At 67.9% G+C, this 24,014-nt stretch carries 23 protein-coding genes and 1 tRNA gene; 16 read left to right on the forward strand and 8 right to left on the reverse strand.

Going from position 1 to position 24,014, the window contains the following annotated elements; all coding sequences use genetic code 11:
• The first annotated feature begins 196 nt into the window (after positions 1–196).
• Complete coding sequence (locus J4H86_RS16180; RefSeq protein ID WP_236538576.1) at positions 197–847, forward strand: methylated-DNA--[protein]-cysteine S-methyltransferase; 651 nt, start codon at positions 197–199, stop codon at positions 845–847.
• A gap of 31 nt (positions 848–878) precedes the next feature.
• On the opposite strand, the gene J4H86_RS16185 is transcribed toward J4H86_RS16180, so the two are convergent.
• Positions 879–1,205, reverse strand: a complete 327-nt coding sequence (locus tag J4H86_RS16185; RefSeq protein WP_236538580.1) for a rhodanese-like domain-containing protein — start codon at positions 1,203–1,205, stop codon at positions 879–881.
• Positions 1,206–1,280: 75 nt separating this feature from the next.
• Here J4H86_RS16185 and J4H86_RS16190 point away from each other — a divergent pair, with 75 nt between their 5' ends.
• Positions 1,281–1,799: an SSI family serine proteinase inhibitor gene (locus J4H86_RS16190; RefSeq protein WP_236538582.1), complete on the forward strand. Its 519-nt coding sequence runs from the start codon at positions 1,281–1,283 to the stop codon at positions 1,797–1,799.
• 594 nt (positions 1,800–2,393) lie between these two features.
• Here J4H86_RS16190 and J4H86_RS16195 read toward each other — a convergent pair.
• A tRNA-Leu gene (locus tag J4H86_RS16195) sits at positions 2,394–2,476 on the reverse strand.
• Positions 2,477–2,799: 323 nt separating this feature from the next.
• On the opposite strand from J4H86_RS16195, the gene J4H86_RS16200 reads away from it, so the two are divergent.
• From J4H86_RS16200 to J4H86_RS16235, 8 genes are all read left to right on the forward strand, one after another.
• Entirely contained in the window at positions 2,800–3,558 is a 759-nt protein-coding gene (locus J4H86_RS16200) for an FhaA domain-containing protein (RefSeq protein WP_236538584.1), read from the forward strand.
• A 281-nt stretch (positions 3,559–3,839) separates the two neighbouring features.
• Positions 3,840–4,319 carry an FHA domain-containing protein FhaB/FipA gene (locus J4H86_RS16205; protein ID WP_236538585.1) on the forward strand — a complete coding sequence of 160 codons (480 nt, stop codon included), beginning with the start codon at positions 3,840–3,842 and terminating at the stop codon, positions 4,317–4,319.
• Complete coding sequence (locus J4H86_RS16210; RefSeq protein ID WP_236538587.1) at positions 4,316–5,650, forward strand: Stp1/IreP family PP2C-type Ser/Thr phosphatase; 1,335 nt, start codon at positions 4,316–4,318, stop codon at positions 5,648–5,650. The genes J4H86_RS16205 and J4H86_RS16210 overlap by 4 nt, the downstream gene beginning before the upstream one ends.
• Entirely contained in the window at positions 5,651–7,039 is a 1,389-nt protein-coding gene (locus J4H86_RS16215; RefSeq protein ID WP_236538588.1) for an FtsW/RodA/SpoVE family cell cycle protein, read from the forward strand.
• The gene (locus J4H86_RS16220) at positions 7,036–8,493 is read left to right on the forward strand and encodes a peptidoglycan D,D-transpeptidase FtsI family protein (RefSeq protein ID WP_236538590.1); all 1,458 of its coding nucleotides are present in this window, start codon (positions 7,036–7,038) and stop codon (positions 8,491–8,493) included. The genes J4H86_RS16215 and J4H86_RS16220 overlap by 4 nt, the downstream gene beginning before the upstream one ends.
• Positions 8,490–9,974 carry a serine/threonine-protein kinase gene (locus J4H86_RS16225; RefSeq protein WP_236538592.1) on the forward strand — a complete coding sequence of 495 codons (1,485 nt, stop codon included), beginning with the start codon at positions 8,490–8,492 and terminating at the stop codon, positions 9,972–9,974. Before J4H86_RS16220 ends, J4H86_RS16225 begins: the two co-directional genes overlap by 4 nt.
• A gap of 69 nt (positions 9,975–10,043) precedes the next feature.
• Positions 10,044–11,810, forward strand: coding sequence for a Stk1 family PASTA domain-containing Ser/Thr kinase (pknB, locus tag J4H86_RS16230; RefSeq protein WP_236538594.1), 1,767 nt, complete (start codon positions 10,044–10,046; stop codon positions 11,808–11,810).
• Between the two features lie 149 nt (positions 11,811–11,959).
• Positions 11,960–12,217: a cell division protein CrgA gene (locus J4H86_RS16235; RefSeq protein ID WP_236538595.1), complete on the forward strand. Its 258-nt coding sequence runs from the start codon at positions 11,960–11,962 to the stop codon at positions 12,215–12,217.
• Between the two features lie 139 nt (positions 12,218–12,356).
• On the opposite strand, the gene J4H86_RS16240 is transcribed toward J4H86_RS16235, so the two are convergent.
• A complete protein-coding gene (locus J4H86_RS16240; RefSeq protein ID WP_330932424.1) occupies positions 12,357–13,256 on the reverse strand; it encodes a rhomboid family intramembrane serine protease in 900 nt (299 codons plus the stop codon).
• 21 nt (positions 13,257–13,277) lie between these two features.
• On the reverse strand, positions 13,278–13,793 hold the full coding sequence (locus J4H86_RS16245) for a peptidylprolyl isomerase (RefSeq protein ID WP_236538597.1): 516 nt from the start codon (positions 13,791–13,793) through the stop codon (positions 13,278–13,280).
• Positions 13,794–14,049: 256 nt separating this feature from the next.
• Here J4H86_RS16245 and J4H86_RS16250 point away from each other — a divergent pair, with 256 nt between their 5' ends.
• Positions 14,050–14,553 carry a hypothetical protein gene (locus tag J4H86_RS16250; RefSeq protein ID WP_236538599.1) on the forward strand — a complete coding sequence of 168 codons (504 nt, stop codon included), beginning with the start codon at positions 14,050–14,052 and terminating at the stop codon, positions 14,551–14,553.
• 123 nt (positions 14,554–14,676) lie between these two features.
• Here the strand turns inward: J4H86_RS16250 and J4H86_RS16255 are convergent, their stop codons facing one another.
• Together J4H86_RS16255 and J4H86_RS16260 are read right to left on the reverse strand one after the other, a co-directional pair.
• Complete coding sequence (locus J4H86_RS16255) at positions 14,677–15,294, reverse strand: DUF1707 and DUF4870 domain-containing protein (protein WP_236538601.1); 618 nt, start codon at positions 15,292–15,294, stop codon at positions 14,677–14,679.
• Between the two features lie 170 nt (positions 15,295–15,464).
• Entirely contained in the window at positions 15,465–16,256 is a 792-nt protein-coding gene (locus J4H86_RS16260; RefSeq protein WP_236538602.1) for a DUF427 domain-containing protein, read from the reverse strand.
• Positions 16,257–16,432: 176 nt separating this feature from the next.
• Between J4H86_RS16260 and ligD the strand changes: the two genes are divergently transcribed.
• Together ligD and fdhA are read left to right on the forward strand one after the other, a co-directional pair.
• Entirely contained in the window at positions 16,433–17,389 is a 957-nt protein-coding gene (gene ligD / locus J4H86_RS16265; protein ID WP_236538603.1) for a non-homologous end-joining DNA ligase, read from the forward strand.
• Positions 17,390–17,494: 105 nt separating this feature from the next.
• The gene (fdhA, locus tag J4H86_RS16270) at positions 17,495–18,709 is read left to right on the forward strand and encodes a formaldehyde dehydrogenase, glutathione-independent (protein WP_236538604.1); all 1,215 of its coding nucleotides are present in this window, start codon (positions 17,495–17,497) and stop codon (positions 18,707–18,709) included.
• 39 nt (positions 18,710–18,748) lie between these two features.
• Here the strand turns inward: fdhA and J4H86_RS16275 are convergent, their stop codons facing one another.
• Complete coding sequence (locus J4H86_RS16275) at positions 18,749–19,873, reverse strand: DUF1015 family protein (RefSeq protein WP_236538605.1); 1,125 nt, start codon at positions 19,871–19,873, stop codon at positions 18,749–18,751.
• Positions 19,873–20,871, reverse strand: coding sequence for an NAD(P)-dependent oxidoreductase (locus tag J4H86_RS16280; protein WP_236538606.1), 999 nt, complete (start codon positions 20,869–20,871; stop codon positions 19,873–19,875). Before J4H86_RS16280 ends, J4H86_RS16275 begins: the two co-directional genes overlap by 1 nt.
• A gap of 294 nt (positions 20,872–21,165) precedes the next feature.
• On the opposite strand from J4H86_RS16280, the gene J4H86_RS16285 reads away from it, so the two are divergent.
• The 3 genes from J4H86_RS16285 (at position 21,166) to J4H86_RS16295 (ending at position 23,995) form a co-directional block, all read left to right on the forward strand.
• The gene (locus J4H86_RS16285; RefSeq protein WP_236538607.1) at positions 21,166–21,798 is read left to right on the forward strand and encodes a TetR/AcrR family transcriptional regulator; all 633 of its coding nucleotides are present in this window, start codon (positions 21,166–21,168) and stop codon (positions 21,796–21,798) included.
• Complete coding sequence (locus J4H86_RS16290) at positions 21,791–22,381, forward strand: GNAT family N-acetyltransferase (RefSeq protein WP_236538608.1); 591 nt, start codon at positions 21,791–21,793, stop codon at positions 22,379–22,381. Before J4H86_RS16285 ends, J4H86_RS16290 begins: the two co-directional genes overlap by 8 nt.
• 96 nt (positions 22,382–22,477) lie before the next feature.
• Positions 22,478–23,995 (forward strand): MFS transporter, encoded by a 1,518-nt coding sequence (locus J4H86_RS16295; protein WP_236538609.1) that lies wholly within the window; start codon positions 22,478–22,480, stop codon positions 23,993–23,995.
• Positions 23,996–24,014: the final 19 nt, after the last annotated feature.

The following is a 24,014-nucleotide window of genomic DNA, read 5'->3' on the forward strand; positions in this document are numbered from 1 at the left end:
CGGGCAGGCCGGCAGGGGATTCCGAAGGTTCACATCATGGATCGTCCACGGCGACGCGGCGAACAGGGATATTGACAATTTCGGAGGGTGTCCCGCGCGGATATTCGGAACGCTGGATTATCCGTGCCATGCTCTAACGCGTTCGTGAGGGGGAGTCCCGGCAGATCTGACGGAACCGGCTGAACAGGAGGCAACAGTGCACAGCACGCGCAGCGAGGAAGAGTCGGACCTCCTCGCCGTCCTGGAAGCCACTCACGGCACGGCGTCGTCGCCCCCCGCGCAGGTCAGTAGGCCGGTCACTCCCGAACGGAGCTATCCCGTGGTCGTCGGGGTGGCGGAGACCCCGGTGGGGTTCCTGTCCGTCGCGGTGACCAACCGCGGCGTCGCGGCGTGTACGTTCGACCCGGAGGAGGTACTGACGGCACGTCTCGCTCGGACCGTGTCCGCCCGGATCGGCACCTGCGACCGTCGCCTGGACCCCGTCCGCCGTCAGTTGAACCGGTACTTCGACGGGCAGTCCGTCTCGTTCTCGCTCACGCTTGACCTACGTCTGGTCAGCGACTTCGGTCGCGCGGTCCTGCGAGCTACCCGGGACATCCCCTACGGCGGGGTGACGACGCACGAGTCGATCGCGGAACGCATCGGCCGACCGGAGGCACTTCGCGCGGTGCGCAACTCGCTGCTGACCAACCCGCTGTGTGTTCTACTGCCGTGCCACCGGGCCGTGTCGGTGGACTATCCGCACGACGTCGGGGAGTACGCGGGCGGCCATGCGGCGAAGCGCTACCTGCTGAGCTTGGAGGAACGCGCGGATCCTCCCGTCACCCTGGAACCCACCACGGTGTGACGCCCCCCATGGCGGGGGACGTCCACGCCCGTCAGGCGACCTGAGGATCGTTGCCGTTCTCGGAGGTCATGGCACGCCCGGACATCTCCCATGCCTTCATTCCGCCGGCGACATTGGTGGCCCGCCATCCGGCGTCGTTGAGCGCGTCGGTAGCCTGTGCCGAGCGTCCGCCGGAGCGGCACACCACATAGACATCGCGGTCCTGTGGAACGTCGCTGACGCGCGCGGCGAGCTGACCGAGCGGGACGTGCACGGCGTGTGGGGCATGCCCCGCGTTCCACTCCACGTCCTCACGCACATCGAGAAGGAACCCGTCCTCCGGTACGGAGGCTGCGTCGATCTCCGGCGTTTGGTGCATACGGGAATCCCCTCAACAACAGACACATGACACTAAGGCGGAAACCTTATGTCGATCATTCCCGTCCAACAGAGTATGCGGAACAAACATTCGATCTCTGCCTGGCATCTCCTCTTGTCGGCGGTCCTGTCCGGTCTGCTGCTCACCGCCTGTGGTGACGACGGCACCGAGGTCGCTCCCGAGGACGCCGACCCGGCGGAGACCGAGGCGGAGGACTCGACCGAGGACGGCGGTGACGCCGAGGACGCCGGCGGCGAGGCCGACACCGAACTGACCGTCGTCGTGACGCTCGACCCGGAGGGGGAGGAGCTGCCGGACGAGGAGCGTGAACCGGCGGAGTGGACTCTCACCTGTGGTCCGGAGGGTGGGGACCATCCGGACCCTGAGGCCGCTTGTGCGGATCTGGAGGACCTTGACCTGGAGGAGGTCGAGGAGGCGGGCGGTGACGAACCGTGCACCATGATCTACGGCGGTAACGCCCAGGCGACCGTTTCCGGCCACATCGGCGAAACCGAGGTTGACCTGGAGTTCGACCGTACCGACGGCTGTGAGATCCACCGCTGGGACGTGATGGGGACCGTTCTGGACGCGTAGTCGACTCGGATGACGGCCGGGCCGGAATCCGGCTCCGACCGATCTCTCTCGGGGGCGTGGACGATCGTCCGCGCCCCCGAGCGCGTGCGTACTCCGGGGACGTGTCGGACGAGTGCGCGCTCGCCTCCGGGAAGCGACTTCCAACGGGCGGGCAACGTGTCCAGGCCGCACGAAGGGGTCACCCGCGGGGACGAGAGGGAACCCGAGGCAACCGACACCGCCCCACCCCGAGTGAGGCGCGCGGCGCAAAGGACCACCCGGCGGCGCAGGGCTCCAGGCCCGTCACCCCGACCGGCGCGCGACCAACGTCGCCGCGCGGGGTCCGGCGCGGAGCGGCCCCAGCCAACAGAGTGGGGAGCGTCCCCCCGAAAGACGCCCCTGCGAGGCTGCCCTAGCAGCCCGGCACACGAACGCTTTCAGGCGCGCAGCGCCGCAGAATCACCCGGCGATGCAGGGCTCCAGGCCCGTCCCTCCGACCGGTGCGCGACCAACGTTGCCACGCGGGGGGCGCGGGGGGTCGTCCCCCCGACCAGCACAAAAAGACGACCTTGCGAGGCTGCCCTAGCAGCCGAGCAAGGTCGTCTTAGAGTCGCGTGGGCGAGGAGGGATTTGAACCCTCACATCCTTTCGGACACACGGACCTGAACCGTGCGCGTCTACCGTTCCGCCACCCGCCCAAGGGGTACTTATCTGTGGATAAGCTGTATCTGTGTCGGACCGCTGGTCTTGCGGCCCGTGCTGGCGATGGGATCAAGGCTAACACGGTTGTGGGACCGGTTGCGCATCGTTTGTTTGTGGCTGGGGTGGACTGACTGCCGGGCTGAGTGTTGACACTCGTGGCACGATTGCACGGTTACGATCGTCTCAGTGCTTGTCTCGCGGCTTTTTGGGGCCTTGGTCCGGCCGCGTGTACCGATGGGAAGGCGGTTTCCCGGAGTGTTCCTGGGCGGGAACCGCGGCGTCGCTCGCTCGCGCGCGAGTTGGGCAGGGGAGGTGCCTTGTGGGAGTGCTCCAACGCTTCGAGCGCAGACTTGAGGGCATAGTCGAGGGAGGCTTCGCCTGGGCGTTCAAGTCGGAGCTTCAGCCCGTCGAGGTGGCGAGTGCGGTCCAGCGTGAGATGGACGAGCGCGCGGCCATCGTCGCCAAGGGTCGGACGTTGGTTCCCAACGATTTCGTTGTGGAGTTGTCGGCTCCGGACAAGGAACGTCTCGAGGTGTACTCGGACAACTTGGGTGAGGAGTTGGCGAAGCTCGCGCGTGAGTACGCGAGTGAGCAGGAGTACTCCTTCGTTGGCCCGGTCCGGGTACGGTTTGACCAGGCGGAGGACCTCAAGACGGGTCGGTTCCGGATTCGTTCTGGCGTGATCCGGGGGTCCACGGTCGAGGGCGGCGAGATTCGCCAGCCGACGTCGGACCATCCGCAGAGCGCCTCGGGGATCCGGGGTAACCCGCGGTTGTTGTTGGCGTCGATGGACGATCCGTCGGGCGCGGCGGAGCGCGGGGCTCAGCAGTCGTTCGAGTTGGCGACTCAGGTCACGTTGCTGGGGCGCGGCAACGACTGTGATCTCCGGTTGGTGGACAACGGTGTTTCACGTCACCACGCGGAGATCCGGGTGGACGACAACGAGGCCGTGTTGGTGGACCTGGGGTCCACGAACGGCACGTTCGTGAACGGCCAGCAGGCGGAACGACCGATTCAGCTTGTGGATGGCACGCGTGTGACTTTGGGACGCACGATCATGACCTTCCGCCGGGACTAATCCCGTTGTGATGACGGGAACCGGCGACGAGCCACAAACGACTAAGGCAGGAGGAGGAGCCCCACATCGGTGACCCCGGTGGCCATGGGGATGAACCACGAAGTCTGGAATGGCCAGGAGTTCTCCCTCCCAACGGCTTGATCCGGTCGGGCACAATAGCCGGGTCTGCCGGTTCTCCTGGCGGATGACGCGGCTTTATCAATGACCATGGTGGAGACGGCGATCCGGTGGGATCGCCGCGACCTCCGGCCGGAGCACGACAGGGACCAAAGAGCACTGCAATGACCGACCTCACCCTCATGGCGTTCAAGCTCGCGTTTCTCGCGGTGCTTTGGTTGTTCGTCCTCATGGCGGTCGGTGTGATCAGAACCGACCTGTTCGGTTCGCCACGCGGCAAGGCCCAGCAGGCACGGCCGGCCGCGGGGGAGCCCAAGCGCCGGGCGTCAGGTTCCTCCCGCGGACGCCGGAAGGAGCCTCGTGCTCTCGTCGTCACCCAGGGCCCTCTCACCGGCACGACCCTCGATCTGACCTCTCAGCCGATTGTGATCGGGCGCGCTCAGGATGCCACTCTCGTCATCAACGACGACTACGCGTCGGGCCGCCACGCGCGGATCTATCCCGACAACGGCCGTTGGATCGTCGAGGACCTGGGATCCACGAATGGCACCTATCTCGGTAACCAGCGCTTGACCCGGGCGGTTCCTTTGACTGTCGGGCAACCAATCCGTATCGGCAAGACCGTCCTGGAACTACGCAAATGACCATTGCACTCCGTTACGCGGCATACTCCGATGTCGGACACCTCCGCGAAGGCAACGAAGATTCCGGTTACGCGGGGCCCCACCTGCTCGCGGTCGCCGACGGCATGGGGGGTTACGAGGGTGGCGAGATCGCGAGCTCGATCGCGATCTCCGCGCTGCAACCACTGGACGGCGACACGCTTGGCAGCGAGATGGTCGAGGTCCTGCGTAGCGCCCTGGACCAGGCGAACCAGGCGATCGCCCAGCAGGTGGTGGAGAACGCCCGGTTGGAGAACATGGGAACCACGATCACGGCAATGCTGTGGTCGGGTTCCCGTTTCGCGTTGATCCACGTCGGGGACTCGCGCGCCTACCGGTTGCGCGACGGCGAGTTCGGGCAGATCACGCACGACCACACTCTGGTGCAGACCCTCGTCGACGAGGGCAAGATCACCGAAGAGGAGGTCGCGACCCACCCGCAGCGGTCCCTCATCCTGCGCGCGCTGAACGGCCAGGGCGAGGTCGACCCGGACATCCAGGTGAGCGAGGCCCAGGTCGGGGACCGGTTCCTGCTCTGTTCGGACGGCCTGTCCGGGGTGGTGAGCAAGGACACGATCGGCGAGACGCTCAGCACCGAGGAGAACCTCGACGCGGCGGCGCGGCGCCTGATCGACCTCGCGAACCGTGGCGGTGGGCCCGACAACATCACCGCCGTTCTCGCCGAGGTGGTGGACACGGCCCGGGATCCGAAGCACATCCCGACGAACTCGGTCGTGGTGGGGGCCGCCGACCAGCGGCGCGAACCCCCGATGATCCCGGACACACCCGCCGGGCGCGCCCAGGGACTCTCCCGGTCCAGCTCCGACACCGCGGAGATGGACCCGATCCGCGACGTCCCCGACGAGGGCGACGCGGAGCCGGAGTATCGGACCTACCGCTGGTGGCCGATGGTGCTGGGATTCGTCGTCGTGCTGGCCCTGGTGTTGGGTGGCGCCTACTACTTCGGCAAGCAGTGGCTGGACAACCAGTACTTCATCGGCCCGGATGACGACGAGACGAATATCGCCGTCTACCGCGGCATCAATTCCACGGTGCTTGGTATTAGCCTGGCGTACGACCCCGTGGACACGGGCATCCCCCTCGATCACCTGCCGGACCAGGACCAGGCCCGGGTGAGCGAGACGATCAACTTCGACAGTCGTGAGGCCGCGGACGACCGCGTGGAGGAGCTGCGCTCCACCGCCGAGGGTTGTGCGGCCGATCCTGGTTCCTGCGGCATCGATCCGCCTTCCGACGCTGACACTGAGGCCCCGGCACCGCAGCGCGACTCCGAGGCTCCTGGGGAGCAGTAGATGAGCGACACCGCACCGGTCACCCTTCCGCCGGTCAAGCGGCGCAACGCTGAGCTGACGATCCTCGGGGTCGCGCTCGGGATTTCGCTGTTCGCCTACATCTCCGCGGGCCTCGCGCTGAACGGGTCCGTCCCGCCGGGGCTGTTCGGCTATGGGTTGACGTTCTGCGGTCTGTCCCTGGCCACGCATTTCGCGATGCGGTGGCTGGCCCCCTACGCCGACCCGCTGATCCTCCCTTGCGCCGTGTTCCTGAACGGTCTCGGCCTTGCGATGGTGTGGCGCCTCAACCAGGGCGAGGCGGGCGACCACGCGGGTGTCGGCACCCAGTTGATCTGGACGGCGCTCGGTCAGGTCGTGTGTCTGGCCATCCTGTTCTTTCTGAAGGAACCGCGCCACCTCCAGCGCTACCCCTACCTGCTGGCCGCGGGCGCGATCTTCCTGCTGCTCCTCCCCGTGGTCCCCGGACTGGGCATCGAACGATTCGGCGCCCAGCGGTGGATCGGCTTCGGGGGCTTCACGCTGCAGCCGTCGGAGTTCGCGAAGATCGCCTTGGTGCTGTTCCTCTCGGGCTACCTGGTGCAGAAGCGGGACGTCCTGTCCCTGGCGAGCCGCCGGTTGCTACGCATCGGCCCGGTCACGCTCCTCACCCTGCCCCGGATGCGCGACATGGGTCCGATGGTGGTCGGCTGGTCGATCTCGATCCTGATCCTGGTGGCGACCACCGACCTCGGAACCTCCCTGATGCTGTTCGGGACCTTCCTCGCCATGATCTACGTGGCGACGCAACGGTCGTCCTGGGTCATCATCGGGCTCACCCTGTTCATGGGGGGTGCCACGCTCGCGTGGTTCCTCTTCAGCCACATCCAGCTGCGCGCGAACATCTGGCTCAACGCCTTCGACGACGAGCTGATGAACTCCGACAGCCACCAACTGGTGCAGGGCCTGTTCGCCATGGCCGAGGGTGGACTGCTCGGTACCGGGTTGGGGAGTGGCTCCCCGGACACCATCTTCGCCGCGGACTCCGACTTCATCCTCGTCTCCTTCGCCGAGGAGCTCGGCCTCACCGGCCTCATGGCGATCCTGTTGGTCATCTTCCTGCTGGTGGAGCGCGGCCTCCGGGTGGCGCTGGCCTCCCGCGAACTCTTCGCGAAGATGGTCGCCACCGGCCTCTCGTTCCTCATCGCCTTCCAGGTGTTCGTCGTTCTGGGTGGGGTCAGCCGGGTGATCCCGCTGACCGGTATGACCACGCCGTTCATGTCCGCCGGAGGTACGTCCCTGCTGGCGAGCTGGGTCATCGTCGCGATCCTGTTGCGTCTGAGCGACAACGCGCGTAAGCCCGCACCGGTCGCCATCCAGAACGAAGGAATGACGCAGGTGATCTCTCGATGAACAAGCCGATCCGTCGCCTCTCGCTGTTCATCATGGTCCTGTTCGGCGTGCTGCTACTCAACGTCAACTACATCCAGGCGATCAAGGCCGACGACCTGCGCAACCACAGTCGGAACCCGCACAACATCGCCCGGCAGCTCAATATGGAACGCGGGCCGATCCTCGCCGCGAACAGCGAGCAGCTCGCCTTCTCCGAGGAGACCGGCGAGGACGCGGCCTACGAGTACCGGCGGGTGTACGAGGACTCGGAGTACTTCTCCCACATCACCGGCTTCATGGTGCTGGGCAACCGCACCGGCATCGAGCGCTACGAGAACTCGTTGCTGGACGGGTCGGACAGCCGCCTGTTCGTCCGCAACTTCATCGACACGCTCACCGGAGTCGAGAGCCAGGGCGCCAGCGTGGAGCTGACGTTGAACCCCGACGCGCAGCGCGCCGCGTTGGACGGCCTGCGGGAGCAGGGTGGGCAGGGCGCCGCCGTCGCGCTCGACCCGACGACCGGCGCCATCATAGCCGCCGCGTCCCTGCCGACCTACGACGCCAACGAACTGGTCACGGAGAACGGCGGCGTCAACGCCGACTACGAGGCGGAGCTCGTCGACGAGGATTCCGACCAACCACTCCTGTTCCGAGCGCTCAACGAGCGGTATCCTCCGGGGTCCACCTACAAGGTCGTGACCGCGGCCGCGGCACTGGAGAACGGCTACAGCCCGGACACGACGTCGGAGGGCCCGGAGACGTTGGAGCAGCCTGAGGGCGGTCCGCCGCTGCCGAACTCCTTCGGTACCGCGTGCGCGGGGGGTAACCCCACCCTGGCGAAGTCGTTGGAGATCTCGTGTAACACGTCGTTCGCGAACATCGCCCTCGACCTCGGAGCTGAGGTGATGTACGACCAGGCGACGGCGTTCGGCTTCAACCAGGAGGGTCTGGAGACCCCGCTTCCCGTCACGGAGAGCCTCTCCCCCAACGAGTCCGGCAGTCCGAACGCGCTGCTCAACTCTGGTATCGGGCAGGGCAACCTGGAGGCGACGCCACTGCAGATGGCCATGGTGGCCGCCGGCGTGGCCAACGGGGGAGACGTCATGGAGCCCTATCTGGTCGAGCGGGTGCAGGGTCCCGACCTCTCCGAGATCGAGTCCGCAAGCCCGTCCGTTTACTCTTCCGCGATGAGTGGGGGGACAGCGAGCGATCTCACTGACATGATGGTTGGTGTCACGGAGGGTCCGGAAGCGACGGGCAGCGCCGCTCAGATTCCGGGAATGCAGGTCGCCGGCAAGACCGGTACCGCACAGGCGGGCACGGACCAAGAGAACCACGCCTGGTTCATCTCCTTCGCGCCCGCCGACGACCCTGAGGTCGCCGTCGCCGTCGTCATCGAGCATGGTGGCGGGTCAGGCGGCACGAACGCGGCTCCGGTCGCCAGAAACATCATGGAAGCGGTTCTCCAGGAATGAGCGACGGCGAGGACGCAAGCGGCCCCACTGAGGAGAGACAGGGAACTCTCCTCAGTTCGCGCTACGAGCTGGTAGAGCTCATTGGTAGCGGCGGTATGGGCGAAGTGTGGCGCGCCAACGACAGCCTGCTCAACCGCGAGGTCGCGGTGAAGCTGCTGCACGCGCGCCACATGGCCGACCGCGTGTCGCGAGAGCGGTTCCGAACCGAGGGCCGGATCACCGCCGTCCTGTCCCACCCGGGGATCGCCCAGGTCTTCGACTACGGCGAGCAGGACGACATCGCGTTCCTGGTCATGGAGTTCATCCCGGGCGAACCGTTGTCCGCCATCCTCGACCGCTACGCCAACGGCCTGGAGCCTCCGATGGTGGTCGACATCATCGTCCAGGTCGCCCGGGCCCTGGGGGCGGCCCACGCGCGCGGGGTGGTCCACCGCGATCTCAAGCCCGGCAACCTGATGGTCACGGGGGACGGGACCGTCAAGCTCACGGACTTCGGAATCGCGCGCGGAAACGAGTCTCTGGGCCTGACCCAGACCGGAATGGTCATGGGGACGGCGCAGTACATCTCACCCGAACAGGCGTCGGGCTCGCCAGCCACGCCCGCCTCCGACCTCTACGCCTTGGGCGTCGTCGCCTACGAGTGCCTGTCGGGGAGCCCACCCTTCCACGCGGACTCCCCCCTGGCACTCGCGCTCGCCCACGTCCGTGACACCCCTCCGCCACTCCCCGACCACCTGCCCGTCGAACTGCGGGACCTGGTGGACTCGCTGCTGCGCAAGACCCCGGAGGATCGCCCCGGCACCAGCGCCGAGGTGATCGCGATGGCACAGGGGCTCCCGTCCGACCCCACCCGGTTGGGCGGAGCCGCGACGTCCGTCATGTCCCAGGTGCCCACCTCCGCGACGCCCGTCCAGGGTGACGCCGTGGGTGACGCGCCCACCATGGTTTCCACCGGCGCGAAGGGCACGACGTCCACCCAGCCCAACCCGCCGATCGACGCCGCAGCGGAAGACGACGGCGACGGCTCCGTTAGGCTTGCCGACAAGCCTGGTTCGGGTATGAGTCGCCGCTCGCGCATCCTGATGGTCGCGATCGCCGCCGTGGCGGTGCTCGCGATCGGAACGGTGGCGCTGAGCCAGCTCTTGAACGGAAGTGGTGACGATGGCCAGGTTGACGGAGGAACGGAACCGAGCCCGAGTCCCATTCGCGAGAGCACGGAAAGCTCACCGACCGACGACCCCGAACCAGAGCCCGAACTCGAGGAACCGCCACCCGCGCCCGACCCCGGTTACCAGGACGACGGGAGCGGCGGCGGGGGCACCCAGTATCCCGAACCCACCCACAGCTACAGTGAACCTCCCCCCGCCGACCCCACCACGGATCCGACCGAGGGTGAGGTCGACCCCGAGCCAGATCCCGATCCGGGAGGCGAGGATCCACCACCGGACACCGGAGGTGGGAACGGTCCCGACCAAGAGTAGGTCCCATACTTCTCATCGGCTCGGCGACGTGATCGTGTCGCCGCAGAGTAACGAGGATTAGTGCACGACATGTCTCAGCCACGGCTACTCGGCGGCCGCTACCAACTCGAAGGGGTGGTTGGTCAGGGTGGCATGGCCGAGGTCTACCGGGGGCGTGACATCCGGCTGGACCGGGTGGTCGCCGTCAAGACGTTGCGCCACGACATGGCCCGGGACCAGACCTTCCAGGCGCGTTTCCGCCGCGAGGCCCAGTCCGCGGCGTCCCTGAACCATGCCTCGATCGTCGCCGTGTACGACACCGGCGAGGACACCCTCGACGGTGTGTCGATTCCCTTCATCGTGATGGAGTACGTCGACGGTCGTACGGTCAAGGAGCTCATCGACGACGGCCGGCGGCTCCTGCCGGAACGCGCGATGGAGATCACCGAAGGCGTGCTGCGGGCGCTGGAGTACAGCCACCGCAACGGGATCGTGCACCGGGACATCAAGCCGGCGAACGTCATGCTCACCAAGCAGGCCGAAGTCAAGGTGATGGACTTCGGTATCGCTCGGTCGACCGACGAGAGCCAAGTGACGATGACCCAGACCGCCCAGGTCATCGGCACCGCGCAGTACCTGTCGCCGGAGCAGGCCCGGGGCGAACGGGTGGACTCGCGCAGCGACATCTACTCCACCGGCTGTCTGCTCTACGAACTGCTCACCGGGCAACCCCCGTTCACGGGTGACACCCCGGTCTCCATCGCCTACCAGCACGTGCGTGAGGACCCGGTTCCGCCGACGCACCTGGACCCCGAGGTCCCGCAGTGGATGGAGGCGATCGTCCTCCGGGCGATGGCCAAGGATCCGGGACAGCGGTACCAGACCGCCGAGGACATGCGTAACGACATCCAGCGTGGGCTGTCGGGGATGCCGACCTCCGCCGCGATGGCGCCGGCCGGCGGCACGACGATGCTGCCTCCCGTGCAGGATGACGACGAGTACGACGACCGCAAGGGCGGGGGCGGTAAGAAGGCGCTGTGGGTCCTCCTGGTCCTCGCGGTGTTGGCCGCCCTGATCTTTCTTGGTTGGCTCTTCCTGCGAAACGGGGTCAACGACGTGTCGGTGCCCGATGTGGAGGGGATGGAGCAGTCCGCCGCGGAACAGCACCTCTCCGACGCGGGTCTCACGAACGTGGTGGTGGAGGAGCAGGCGGACTCCGAGATCGATGAGGGCGACGCCATCGGCACGGAGCCGCAGGCGGGAGCCTCGGTCGCCGAGGACTCCGAGGTCACCCTGTTGGTCTCCACCGGCGCCGACGAGGTCGACGTCCCTGACGTGGTCGGGTTGACGGAGAGTGAGGCCCAGCAGGAACTGCAGGACGCCGACCTCGAGGTGGGCCAGACCACGACCGAGCCGACCCAGGACGCCGAACCCGGTGAGGTGATGCGGACGACTCCGGCGGCGGGGGACACCGTAGAGACCGGCTCCACGGTCGACCTGGTGATCGCGGATGAACCTGACGACGTCGAGGTGCCCGACGTGATGGGCCTCAGCGAGCAGGAGGCCATCAACGCCCTCAGCAACGTCGCCCTGGAGGGGTCGACGCAGACCGAGGTCGACAACGACGCCGACGAAGGGTCCGTCGTCCGGCAGAACCCGGAGCCCGGCAGCGCTCTGCCGCCTGGTTCCACGGTCACCATCACCATCGCCGAGCACAACGAGGACGATGATGATGACGACGATGACAACAACGGAAACAACGGGAACGGGAACGGCAACGACCCGTCCATCCCCTGGCCGCCGGGCGACGATGAGGACTTTCCCTGGCCGCGGGGGCGGGGCGGCGACAACGACTGAGTTGGTCGGGACGGTCACCGCGCCGGGCGCGCCGTGGCTCGTCACTGACCGCCCGGTCCACGGCTCCGTCCCACGTTTCCCGCCAGCGCCCCCGCGGCGGTACCCTGACTAACTGAGCTATCTCGTCCACCTGACCAGGAGCAGCGACCGTGCCCAAGTCCCGGAACGACCGCAAGTCGCGTAAGGCCGTGTACACGCCGCCGCCCAAGACGGACGCACCGAAGGTCAGCCCCAAGTGGTTGGTGCCCACGATGTTGGGCTGCGGGATCATCGGCATCCTGTGGCTGGCGGTCTACTACGTGACCGCGGGGCAGCTTCCGTTGATGGTGGAGTTGGGTCCGTGGAACCTCGCCGTGGGCTTCAGTTTCTTCATCGTCGCCGTGGCGTTGTCCACACGCTGGCACTGAGTGCCAGCAACGGGAAACGCCGGGTGAGACCTACCGCCATGTCGGGATTCACCCTGACTGCGGGTATCTATCCACAGAGTTATCCACAGGGTGTGAGCAGCGGGTTCATCTCCCTGTGGACAGACACCAGCCCAGGGGTTCAGCCGTACAGGGACATACCGGCGACGACGAGCCCCAGCAGTAGCGCCGCGTAACCACCCGTCAGCGCCGCATGGATGCCGGCACGGCTCCGCGAGCGCTTCGTCGCCCCGCCGTGGCCGGCACGCGGCAGGTAGGCGTAGACGAGGGCGAGGACCACCCCCCCGACGAGGCCACCGATGTGCGCGGTCCAGGAGATGCCGGAGACCACGAAGGTGATGACGAGGTTCAGTCCGACCAGACCGAGTAGGAACTTCGTGTCGAGCCCCAAGCGTCGGCCGATGACGAGCGCGGCCCCGAAGAGCCCGAAGATCGCTCCCGACGCGCCCACGGAGAGCTCGTAGGGCGTGGCGAGGAAGCCGAGCACGGATCCGCTCACGGCACTCAGGACCCACAGCGCGACGTAGCGCGCGTGCCCGAGGGCGCGTTCCAGGTTCGGCCCGATCACGTAGAGCGCGAACCCGTTGAACAGCAGGTGCCACCAGCCGACGTGGAAGAACGCGGAGGTGAGGAAGCGGTACCACTCACCGATGAGCACACCGCCGAGGACGTCGCCCGGCAGCAGCCCGAGCCCCAGCATCCCGAAGTCGTACGTCAGCTCGGGCCGGACCTGCTGTGCGAGGAAGCACACCGCGATGAGGCCGAGGAGGGTCCAGGTCGCGTAGGGCGCCTGGGTCAACCGACCCCCGAACACGGTGCGGGCTTGGCGCACCGTGCGATTCCCCTCCGCCACGCAGTCCACGCAGTGGAAGCCGACCGACGCGGTCCGCATGCAGTCCGGGCAGATCGGCCGCTCACAGCGCGTGCATCGGACGTAGGTCTCCCGGTCAGGATGCCGGAAGCACGTCGGTCCCGCCTGGGCGGGATCGGTGGACTCTGGCGGAGGGGATTCAGATGTCACGGGTTACGGTCTCCCGGAGATCTAGCGACGTTCGATGGTCACCGACTGCACGACGATGTCCTCGGCCGGCCGGTCGTTCGCCCCGGTCTGCGCGTTGGCGATCGCGTCCACGACGTCCTGGCCCTGCTCGACCTCACCGAAGATGGTGTGGCGGTCGTTGAGGTGCGGCTGCGGACCGACGGTGATGAAGAACTGCGAACCGTTGGTGCTGGGCCCGGAGTTCGCCATGGCGAGCAGGTACGGACGGTCGAAGCGCAGCTCGGGGGTGAACTCGTCGCCGAACTTGTACCCCGGCCCGCCACGGCCGGAGCCGAGCGGGTCGCCGCCCTGGATCATGAAGCCCGGAATCACCCGGTGGAAGATCGTTCCGTCGTAGAGCGGAGCGTTGCTGGTCTCCCCGGTCTGGGGGTGCCGCCACTGCCGGCTGCCCTCGGCGAGCTCGACGAAGTTCGCGACGGTGTTGGGCGCCTTGTCCTGGAAGAGCCGCAGGACGATCTCGCCCTTGGTGGTCTTCAGGCGAGCCGTTGCCTCTGACACGGTGTGCCTTTCCGATAGTTCATGCTGACGGAGTCCACGGTACCGCCGCGGGGGCCGGGAGCAGCGGCGTGTCAATATCTGTGAATATGGGCATGCCCAGCGTATGTTTGGACATAACAAGCGGATAACGCCCCAGGTTGAGTGTTTGGGGGCGTACCCGCAGGTGGTGCTCGCACGGAACTATTCGTGCATAGGCACCTGTGTCCTCGGGTAGGGCGACCCGGACAACCGAACTCGACACCTAGGGGGATTCGACGTGTCAATCACAGCGCTGCGCAGGAGGCGTACCGCACCGCCGGAGACACGGCTCGAGAAGTTCCAGGGCTTCGCGCGGGACCGGGCCGAACAGTTCGGGCCGTACGCGCGATCGGCCCAACGCAACGCTTCGGAGCGCATTCTTCAGGCGCGCGAGTGGTGCGCGCCGCGACTCGAAGTCGCCGCCAACCGTGTCGAGGACACGGTCGCACCGCGGGTCGCCAGCGCGCTGTCCGCGACGGCCCGCCGGGTTGAGCCCCCGAATCCCCGGTCGAGCCGGCGCCGTGTCCCGCGCGCGGTGATGGTCACCGGGATCATCGCAGCCGGCGCCGTGGTCGCCTTCGGGGTGTACCGCGCCCGGCGTGCCGCGCAGGAGGCGGAGTGGCAGGAGAACCTGGACCGCGTCCGTGAGCAGGTGCGGGAGACCAAGGACCAGGCCTCCTCGCACGGCGACGACACACGGGACGAGCAGGCGAGCGACTACAACGGGCGCGTTCGCACCTAGCGCGACCAACGGCGGGCGCCGGACGTGGATGACCACATCCTCCGGCGCCCGAGTCGTGTCCTCGCCAAGGAAGCGGCGCACGGGCTTGTCCTCGGGGCCCACCGATCCCGGGTGGGCGGGGGCTCAGGAGCGGTGCTTCACCGGTCGCAGGGTGAGGGGATACTTCCAGCTCGCGCCGAGAACGGCCGCGCAGGCGGCGATGGCGGGGAGGAAGAGCCAGCCCACGAGCAGGAGGGCGTAGGCCAAGAAGCCGAGGCCCAGGGTGACGACACCGACCGGCACCACGAGGATGGACGCCAGCAAAAAGGTGAGCTGGTAGTTCAGGGCCTCGGTGGCGTGCTTCTTGACGTAGGGCGAGTCTCCCTTGGCCAGGAGAACGACCATCGGGCCCAGGGCCAGGCCGAGATATCCCAGGGCGTGGCCCGCTCCGGCCCAGAGCCGGTCACCGGCGTCCATGGGAACGGGTTCACCGTCGGAGTCGGTGGGCGTCGAGGCGGGCCCCGCGTCGTGCACCTGAAGGTCGTTGAGCAGCGGTTGGACATCGGTGGGGTACTTCGCGCCCATGGCGAGGCTGAGTCGGTGGTCGAACTCGTCCTCGTCCAGTTGTCCGCGAGCGTAGGCGTCCTTCAGGGACTCCGCGACCGCGTCGCGGTCGGCGTGAGTGAGGCGCTGTTCCGGAGGGCGCCCCACCCTGGAGTGCCCGGGGCGGACCCCCGACTGTCCCACCCGCACGTCACCCATTGGTGCCCCCGAGTCTGGTCGGTCGTCGTACTCGGTTCCATTCTGGGGGACGTCGTGTCGTCCGCGCCATACGGGAAGTCCCCCATGCTTCCCTGACCCGCGTTACCACTTTCGGCCAGGCCGGACCAGCGCGGACCCACCCCCGTGCGGGGGCGGTGCGTCCGGACCAGTCACGGAGACGGCTCCACCGTCGTGGTCAGTTCCGGGTCGCCGAAGCACACGTGCCGAGCGACGTCCTGTCCGTCCTTGAGCGGGGTCGGGAACGACCACGCGGCGTCCGGGAGCTCACTGCCGCCAACCCGAACGGTCCAGTACGTCGCCTCGCCCTTGTAGGGGCAGTGGCGGCGCTTCCGGCTGGGCACGAGCTCCGCCTGGACGTCCTCGAAGGGAATGTAGTGGCGGTTGGCGAGCCCGGTCTCCGACAGCACCTTCGCCTGCCCGGTCAGGGCCACTGTCGTTCCCTCCCAGTCGACGCGCACCAGATCGGTGGTCTCACGGGCGTCGACGCGGTGGAACGGGTCCCGCAGGTGCCCGTGCACGCGTTCGGCCTCGTCGTACCAGGCGTCCGGGGCGTTCCAGTACATCGCCGCCATTCCCCGGAGCCAGGACGCGGCTGGGGTGGGGTTCTCGTAGGCCCACACCGCGTCCGCGGATTCCTTGTCCGCGACGTGCAGCGACCAGTAGGAGGCGTCTCCCTTGAACGGACAGTGTGTCCGATGCTCGCTCGGTTTGAGCTGAGCCACGGCGAGATCCTCGAACGGCACGTACAGCACGGGCGGGAGGTTGGACTCGTGGACGAGGATCCCCCGGTTGGACTTCAGGACCGTCTTCCCGGCCAGCTCGGCGCGGATCCGACGCGGGAACGGATGGGCGTACAGCAGGTGCTGTGGTCCGTCGATCGCGTAGTTCACCGTTTCCGGTCGGTCCGTGGCGAGGGGACCTCCGCCGATCGTCAGCGACATACTCGCTCCCCGAGTCGTGATGCGTCTGTTCCCTCCTGATCGTTCCCCTCTCCGGAGCGGCCGCAACTCCGTTTCGTCGCGTTTGCGACCCGAGTGACGGATACGGCGATTGGGGTGTTTCCGCTGCGTACGTGGGTAGCGCTCCTGGTACGGCCGCAACGGGGAGGCGTCGGACCATGGGCACCGTCCAGGAGGAGTACGTCCACAGTGGACGGCACGCCGTACGGATCGGCAAACCGGACAAGGAGATGTTCGGCGAGGGCGGCGTCACCAAACGCGAACTGGCGGAACACTATGCCGCGGTCGCCCCGTGGATGGTGCCGCTGGTCAGCGGTCATCCGCTCGCCCTGCAGCGCTTTCCGCACGGAATCACGGGTGAGGGGTTCTTCCAGAAGCAGGTACCCGCCGGAGCTCCCGCGTGGGTGGATCGGGTGACGGTCCCTCGGGACGAGGGCGGGACCGTCACCATGGTGGTGTGCGAGAGCGCGGCGACTCTGCTGTGGCTGGCGGACCAGGCCGCGATCACCCTGCACTCGTGGTTGAGCCGTGGGGAGAACCCGCGCTACCCCGACCGGATCATCGTCGACCTCGACCCCGCGGACGGGGACTTCGCGGCGGTGCGCCAGGCCGCGCGTGAGGTGCGCGAGGTACTGGTCGAGGCCGGGCTGGCCACCTACCTGATGACGACGGGCTCGCGCGGCCTCCACGTGGTGTCGCCCCTCCGACCGGAGCAGGAGTACGCGGACGTGCGGGAGCTCGCCCGCACCGTCGCGGACCGGACGGCCGATCGGCACCCTAACGAACTCACCACCCTTGTCAGGAAGAACCGGCGCCGCGGGCGGCTGTTTCTCGACGTCCTGCGCAACTCCTACGCGCAGCACGCGGTCGCTCCCTACTCCGTACGGCCCCTTCCCGGTGCTCCCGTCGCCACGCCCCTGTTCTGGGAGGAACTGGATGACCTGCCCAGTGCCCAACAGTGGACCGTGCGCACCCTCGAGTCGCGGCTGGATCAGTTCGAGCGCGCGGGCGACGCCCCGTGGGCCGGCATGATGCGGCACGCCCGTTCTCCCCGGAAAGCCGCGCGTCTCGCCGCGGCGATCCCGGAACAGCGGGGACCCAGTGCGGATCCCTAGCGATTGATGCCACAATGCCCGAAAACATGTGGCGCACATCACAAAACGGGGAGACTGGGAGATCGTCCTCCCACCGTCCACGCAGTGCCTTCGAAGGGAACAGTCATGGTGGGCAACAAAGTGGTCGTCTATCAGGGACCAGGCCGCGTCAGCGTCGAAAGCACCGACTACCCGAAACTGGAGATCCCCGCCGAGGTCGCGGATGCCTTCGGCATCAAGCGCGCGGCCCCGCACGCGGTGGTTCTCAAGGTCGTCTCCACCAATATCTGCGGAAGCGACCAGCACATGGTGCGTGGTCGAACCACGGCTCCCGTGGGTCAGACCCTGGGTCACGAGATCACCGGTGAGGTCGTCGAGGTGGGTGACGACGTGCTCTTCGTCAAACCCGGCGACATCTGTTCGACCCCGTTCAACATCGCCTGCGGCCGGTGTCGCATGTGCGACGAACGCAAGACCGGCATCTGTCTGAACGTGAACCCCGGCCGCGCCGGGGCCGCCTACGGCTATGTGGACATGGGCGGGTGGATCGGTGGGCAGGCCGAGTACGTCATGGTGCCGTACGCGGACTTCAACCTGCTGCGGTTCCCCGACCGGGACCAGGCCCTGGAAAAGATCATGGACCTGACCATGCTGTCGGACATCTTTCCCACCGGCTACCACGGCGCGTACACCGCCGGCGTCACCTCGGGTTCCACGGTGTACGTCGCGGGTGCGGGGCCCGTCGGACTGGCCGCGGCGCACGCCGCGCAACTGCTCGGGGCCTCCGTGGTCATCGTGGGGGACATGGTGGACGACCGGCTGGCCCAGGCCCGCGCCTTCGGGTGCGAGACCGTGGACCTGTCCTCGGGCGACGCCCTTCCCGACATGATCGAGCAGATCGTGGGGGAGCCGTCGGTGGACGCGGCGGTGGACGCCGTGGGGTTCGAGGCCCGGGGGCACGGAGAGAACGCCGGGGAGGCACCGGCGACCGTCCTGAACGACCTCATGACCATCGCCCGGGCCGGGGCCGGACTCGGCATTCCCGGCCTCTACGTCACCGGAGACCCCGGCGGTGTGGACGAGAACGCCAAGGTCGGACAGATCGGGGTCCGACTGGGGCTCGGCTGGGCGAAGTCCCACCGGTTCACCACCGGCCAGTGCCCGGTGAAGAGCTACAACCGGCAACTGATGAACCTCATCCTGTCCGGACGGGCCCAGATCGCCAAGGCGGTCAACGCCACCCGCATCACCCTGGACGAGGCGCCCCAGGGGTACAGCGACTTCGACCGCGGCGCGGCCAAGAAGTTCGTGATCGACCCACACGGGATGATCCCGGCCTGACCCCGGCCCGTGAGTGGTCCGTGAGCGTGGTCCGTGGTGTCAGGCGTCGGGTGGGACCAACTGCCGGGAGAACAGCCCCTGGCAGGCCTTCGGGTCGAACCAGGTGGACTTCGGGGGCATGACGAGCCCGGCGTCCGACACCGCGACGACATCGGCCATGGTGGCGGGGTGGGGGAGGAAACCCACCCCGTCGTGGTCGGTGAGCAGCGCGTCGAGGGTCTCCGCCTCCGACGCCCCGCGGACGTACCGCACGGCGTGCTGACCGAACAGGGGCACCAGCACCTCGTGGTCCAGACGCACGCTGTCGAGCTGTGAGAGGAGCCCGTCGGTACTGTCCCGCAACCACATGCGGTACCACCGGCCGTCCAGGGCGAGCGCGACCGCGCCCGGGCTCGGCGGCGGGGGGTGGACTCCAGGCCAGTCGTCCACCCGGGCCACAGCGGGGGAGCGCTCCAGTATCGCCAGGATGTCTCGCGCCGTTCGCCCCGCGGGTCGGACCACCGAACGCGGGTAGCCGAGGATCCGCATCTCGTCACTGGGGAAGAGTGCCCCCAGGGTGAACGCGGCGGCGTGGTCGGGGCCGATCTCGGGGTGCCCCGCGGCGAAACGTTCCGCGGCCGCCATACGGTGGTGGCCGTCGGTGATGTACAGGGCGTCCAGCGCCCCCAGTTCTCGACCCACGACGCGCAGGGCGTGCGCTTCGCGGACCACCCAGGCGCGGTGCGTGGCGGGGCCGATCGTGTCCAGGTCGACGTCCGGCTCGGCTGCCGTGATTGTGCGGAGGACCTCACTCAGTGCGGGGCGGGGCTGGTGCGTGAGCATCACCGGTGTGTTCTGGAATCGCGCCTCGGTGAGGTGCTCCAGGACCCCCTCCTCCCGACCGGGGTCGGTCGCCTCGTGGGGTCGCACCCGGCGGTCCCGGTAGTCCGCGATCGGGACTTCGACGACAACGCCGGTCTGCTGGTGTGCGCCCTCCGCGATCTGGTAGACGACCACGGCCGGCTCACGAAGACGGGTCATGGCGCCGACGCGCATCAGCGGGGCCACGTCCTCAGGGTCGTGCGAGTAGCCGGCGTGGTCCCGGTCGGCCAGGAGCAACCGGGGTGGACGCACCCCCACGCCCGCCCGCGTCTCACTGGCCTCGGCGCTCGTCCGGGCCGCCATCAGGAGCCGTCCGCACCGAGTGAGGCGGGGTTGAGGTCCCGATTGACGCAATGGAGCAGCGTGCCGGCGGTGAACGCGTCGACGATCTCCAGCACGCCGTCCGCCACCGACTGTTGCGCCTGTTCGGTGGACGCCCCGATGTGGTGGGTGCCGTAGACGTTGGGGTGTCGGGTCAACGGTGAGTCGAAGTGCGCGGTGGCGGTGGTGGGCTCGTCGGGGAACACATCCAGTCCGACGCGGATGCCTTTGGCGTCCATGGCCTCGAGCAGCGCGGCCTCGTCGATCACGTCGCCCCGCGACGTGTTGATCAGGATCGTGCCCGGCCACATCAGCCCGAGCAGGCCGCGTCCGACCAGGCCGCGGGTGCTCTCTCCACCTGGTACGTGCAGCGAGAGCACATCACAGGTGGCCACCAGGGTCTCCAACGTGTCCACGTAGGTCACGCCGATCGCGCGGGCCCGCTCCAGCGTCGCGGTGTCCCGACCTCGTTTCGCCACCGCGTGCACCGACGTACCGAAGGCGGCGACGCGTTCGGCGAAGGCCAGACCGATGTCACCCAGCCCCACGATCCCGATCCGGCGCCCCTTGACGCCGCGCGCCCGCTGGAACTCCTTCTTGTTCCACTCGCCGGCCCTGAGCTGGGCCACGTTGTCGGGGATGCGGCGATCCACCGCGAGGAGCAGCCCAACGGCGAGCTCGGCGACGGCGACGGCGTTGCGGCCGGGCACGTTGCACACCGAGATCCCGTGCCGGCTCGCCGCCGTGGTGTCGATGGTGTTCGTTCCCGACCCGGCCCGAATCACGAGCTGCAGGCGGTTGGCCGCCGCGAGGGCGTCGGCCGTCACCTTGGTGCTGCGGACGACCAGGGCGTCGTACCCCCGGATCCCCTTTGGCAGGTCCTCGGCGGTGATATCGGGCTCGTACGAACAGTCATGGCCGCGCTGGTGAAGCTCCGCGCGGGACGCCTCTGGAAACGTATCGGCGACAAGGATTCTCATCGGCGCTCCCCTGCCACGGCTTATTGGGTGTGAATACCCATCGCCTCACGGAAACACACTGCTGTTTCGCATGACACAAAGAGTTTCTTATAACGCAATCGTGACAAGCCGTGTGGCACCACGCAACCCCACCACCCCCAGAGATTCCCGCCGCCCCAGCCGGTGGGGTGTGGGTCAGGTCGGCGTTCCGGCGGGTCGATTCGTGTCGACATGGCGCCTTGTCGACGTGACGCCACCCGATCGCCGCGTGCTACCGTTGAATGAACTTATGTTCATTCAACGGGGGAGGGCCGGTTGCCCCGAAGCCAGGAGCAGTTCGAGGCGATGCGCGTCGCCACGCGGGCCCGCGTCCAGGACGCCGGGACACGACTCTTCGCCCGCAAAGGCTTCGCGGCCACGAGCATCCGGGACATCGCACGGGAGGCGGGGACCAGCACCGGACTGATCTACCGCCACTACGCCACCAAGGAGGACCTGTTCGCCGACCTGGTGGGCTACGCCGTCGCCGGACTCGACGCCGTGATCGAGCGATTCGCGACCGTCGCCCCCACCGGGGGTGGACCGAGCACCGCGGCCGGTGTTCTCGGCGATTTCACCGCCGAGTTCGTCCACGACATCGAGCGGGACGAGGGTTTCTCCGAGTTCTTCCTGTTGATGAACCAGCTCTATTCGATGGACGACCCACCAGTGGAGGTCGAACGACTGGCGGACCGCCATCGCCGGCTCCTGCGCGCGACCTCGGCTCTCATCGAACGGGGCCAGGCGGAGGGCGCGTTCCGTGCGGGAGACCCCGCCCAGCTCACCACCTGCTACTACGCCGCGATCGGCGGCCTGGTGAGCATGAGGCTCGCCCTGCGACGGGACTTCGTCGCCCCCTCAGCGCCTCTGTTGATGGGCTTCCTGACCAAGGAGCGCTCCCGTGATTGACGTCGTACCGGCGTCGGAGTTGGGCGAGTCCCACCGTCGCCGCATCACCGAGGTCTTCACCTCAGGGTTCGGGGCGGACTTCAGGTCGTTGTCCAAGGATCCCCAGACGCTCACCGACGCCTTCGAGCACATGCTCGTCCTGGACCTCTTCTACGCCGGGTTGGTCGACGGCGTACCGGCCGGTATCGCCGCCTGTACCGACGGGGTCCAGAAGTCCACCCGCCACGACGGACGCGAACTGCGCCGCCACCTGGGGTTCGTCAAGGGCACCATCGCCGACTTCGTGTTTCGCTCCGAGTTCGGCGGCGGCGTCCCCGACATCACCCCCGGGGCGGCGTCGATCGAGTTCGTCGCCACGGCACCGGAGTACCAGGGCCGAGGGGTCGCCCGCGCGATCCTCACCCATCTGCTCGAGCTTCCGGACTACCGCGAGTACGTCATCGACGGCGTCGCCGACACCAACGTGGCCGCGCTACGGCTGTACGAGAAGCTCGGCTTCACGGAGTTCCGCCGGCACAAGGTGCGACACACCAGGGTGACCGGCATCAACCACTACCTGGCGCTGCGGCTCGTCCAGGGTTGATTCCCGCCGTGCCCCACCGCACCACCAACTTGACCTCAACAGAGGTTGAGGCGGTGTGCTGATCCCGCTCAGAGATCACCAACGAGAGCGAGGATCATGCAGACGGAAACGACGTCGTCGACACCTCCAACCGAGGGTTCACGGGCCCGCCCCTCTCCGCTGACCCTGCCGGTCATCCTTGTCGGCGTCGTACTCGTCGCCATGTCGATCTCCGGGGCGGCGGTCGCCCTGCCGAGCCTCGGGGTGGACCTGGACGCCTCCGGATCAGCCCTCAACTGGGTCGTCGCCGGATACAACCTCGCGTTCGCGGCCATGACCCTCGTCGCGGGCTCCACGGCCGACCGGATCGGACGCCGCAGGGTCTTCGTCGGCTCCGCCATGGTCTTCACCGCCGGGTTCACGGTGACGGCTCTCAGCCCGTCCATCCTGCTGATCGACGTGGCACGGGTCGTGTCCGGGCTCGGTGGCGCCGGGATCATGGCCGCCGGTGGAGCGGTCATCGCCGCCTCCTACTCGGGATCAGTGCGGACCAAGGCGTTCGCCCTGATGGGAACGATGGCGGGAGTCGGGATCGCCCTGGGACCGACGCTCTCGGGGCTGCTGGTCAGCGCGACCGGATGGCGGGGCGGGTTCGCCGTGTTCGCGGTCATCGGGGTCGCCATCACGATCGGCGCGACCCGCCTGCCCGAATCCCGGGCCGCCGTCGCGGGGCGATCGGACTGGCTCGGCAGTGCCCTCTTCGTCGGTGCGCTGACGGCCCTCATGTTCGGGATCCTGGAAGCACCAACCCTGGGCTGGAAGAACCCTCTCGTTCTCCTCACCGTCGGCGGAGGTCTGTTGCTGCTGGTGGTCTTCGGCGTCTCGCAACGGCGCGCGGCGTCCCCGGTGCTCTCCCCCTCCTTGGTGACCAACCGGGGATTCATGGGCTGGTGCCTCGCGACACTCACGACATCCGTCGGTTTCCTGGGCGTGCTGGTGTTCCTGCCGACCTACCTGCAGGCTGTGGGCAACCTCTCACCAGCCACCGCGGGGTTGGCGATGCTGCTCCTCACCGCGCCCGTCCCGGTGACCCCACTGGGAGCGGCGGCCCTGGTCAACCGAGGTGTGTCGCCTCGAATTCTGATCGTCCTCGCCCTGGCCCTGGTGACCGCCGGCAACTTCGGCCTCATGGGCCTCTCGGCCGATCACCCCGTGGCCGCCACGGCCGTGCCGCTGCTCCTGATCGGCGTCGGCATGGGCGTCCTTCGGAATCACCGACGGGCAGGCGATGAGCCTCGTCCCCTCAGACATCGTGGGTATGGCCGCCGGCTTCCTCAACACGCTGCGCGGGGCCGCGGAAGCGCTGGTCATCGCGGTCTTTGGCGCCGTACTGCTCGGCCTGCTCACCGCGCGTCTGGGCGACGCGGACCACGCCGCCAGCGTCGGCGCGGGGCTGCTGGACGCCGGGGGCGGAGTGGCGGAGATCGAGGTCTTCACGTGGTCGTGGGGCATGACCCAGTTGGGAATCGGGGCGTTGTGTCTCCTCCTCTCCGTGGGGGTCGCGTTCCTGGTCTTTCGACGTCCCAAGGCGCACACGGCCCGTCCCACCACCACCCCACGTTGACCTCAACTTAGCTTTATGTCCTAAGTTCGG

Source organism: Spiractinospora alimapuensis, from assembly GCF_018437505.1.
GTDB classification, from domain to species: Bacteria; Actinomycetota; Actinomycetes; order Streptosporangiales; family Streptosporangiaceae; genus Spiractinospora; species Spiractinospora alimapuensis.

What these genes read in the sequence shown, in the direction of transcription:
- J4H86_RS16205 (WP_236538585.1), top strand. Translation starts at nt 3,840, where the DNA reads ATGACCGACCTCACCCTCATGGCGTTCAAGCTCGCGTTTCTCGCGGTG.
- pknB (WP_236538594.1), top strand. Translation starts at nt 10,044, where the DNA reads ATGTCTCAGCCACGGCTACTCGGCGGCCGCTACCAACTCGAAGGGGTG.
- J4H86_RS16220 (WP_236538590.1), top strand. Translation starts at nt 7,036, where the DNA reads ATGAACAAGCCGATCCGTCGCCTCTCGCTGTTCATCATGGTCCTGTTC.
- J4H86_RS16260 (WP_236538602.1), bottom strand. Translation starts at nt 16,256, where the DNA reads ATGTCGCTGACGATCGGCGGAGGTCCCCTCGCCACGGACCGACCGGAA.
- J4H86_RS16185 (WP_236538580.1), bottom strand. Translation starts at nt 1,205, where the DNA reads ATGCACCAAACGCCGGAGATCGACGCAGCCTCCGTACCGGAGGACGGG.
- J4H86_RS16255 (WP_236538601.1), bottom strand. Translation starts at nt 15,294, where the DNA reads ATGGGTGACGTGCGGGTGGGACAGTCGGGGGTCCGCCCCGGGCACTCC.
- J4H86_RS16225 (WP_236538592.1), top strand. Translation starts at nt 8,490, where the DNA reads ATGAGCGACGGCGAGGACGCAAGCGGCCCCACTGAGGAGAGACAGGGA.
- fdhA (WP_236538604.1), top strand. Translation starts at nt 17,495, where the DNA reads ATGGTGGGCAACAAAGTGGTCGTCTATCAGGGACCAGGCCGCGTCAGC.
- ligD (WP_236538603.1), top strand. Translation starts at nt 16,433, where the DNA reads ATGGGCACCGTCCAGGAGGAGTACGTCCACAGTGGACGGCACGCCGTA.
- J4H86_RS16295 (WP_236538609.1), top strand. Translation starts at nt 22,478, where the DNA reads ATGCAGACGGAAACGACGTCGTCGACACCTCCAACCGAGGGTTCACGG.
- J4H86_RS16210 (WP_236538587.1), top strand. Translation starts at nt 4,316, where the DNA reads ATGACCATTGCACTCCGTTACGCGGCATACTCCGATGTCGGACACCTC.
- J4H86_RS16275 (WP_236538605.1), bottom strand. Translation starts at nt 19,873, where the DNA reads ATGGCGGCCCGGACGAGCGCCGAGGCCAGTGAGACGCGGGCGGGCGTG.
- J4H86_RS16190 (WP_236538582.1), top strand. Translation starts at nt 1,281, where the DNA reads ATGCGGAACAAACATTCGATCTCTGCCTGGCATCTCCTCTTGTCGGCG.
- J4H86_RS16280 (WP_236538606.1), bottom strand. Translation starts at nt 20,871, where the DNA reads ATGAGAATCCTTGTCGCCGATACGTTTCCAGAGGCGTCCCGCGCGGAG.
- J4H86_RS16215 (WP_236538588.1), top strand. Translation starts at nt 5,651, where the DNA reads ATGAGCGACACCGCACCGGTCACCCTTCCGCCGGTCAAGCGGCGCAAC.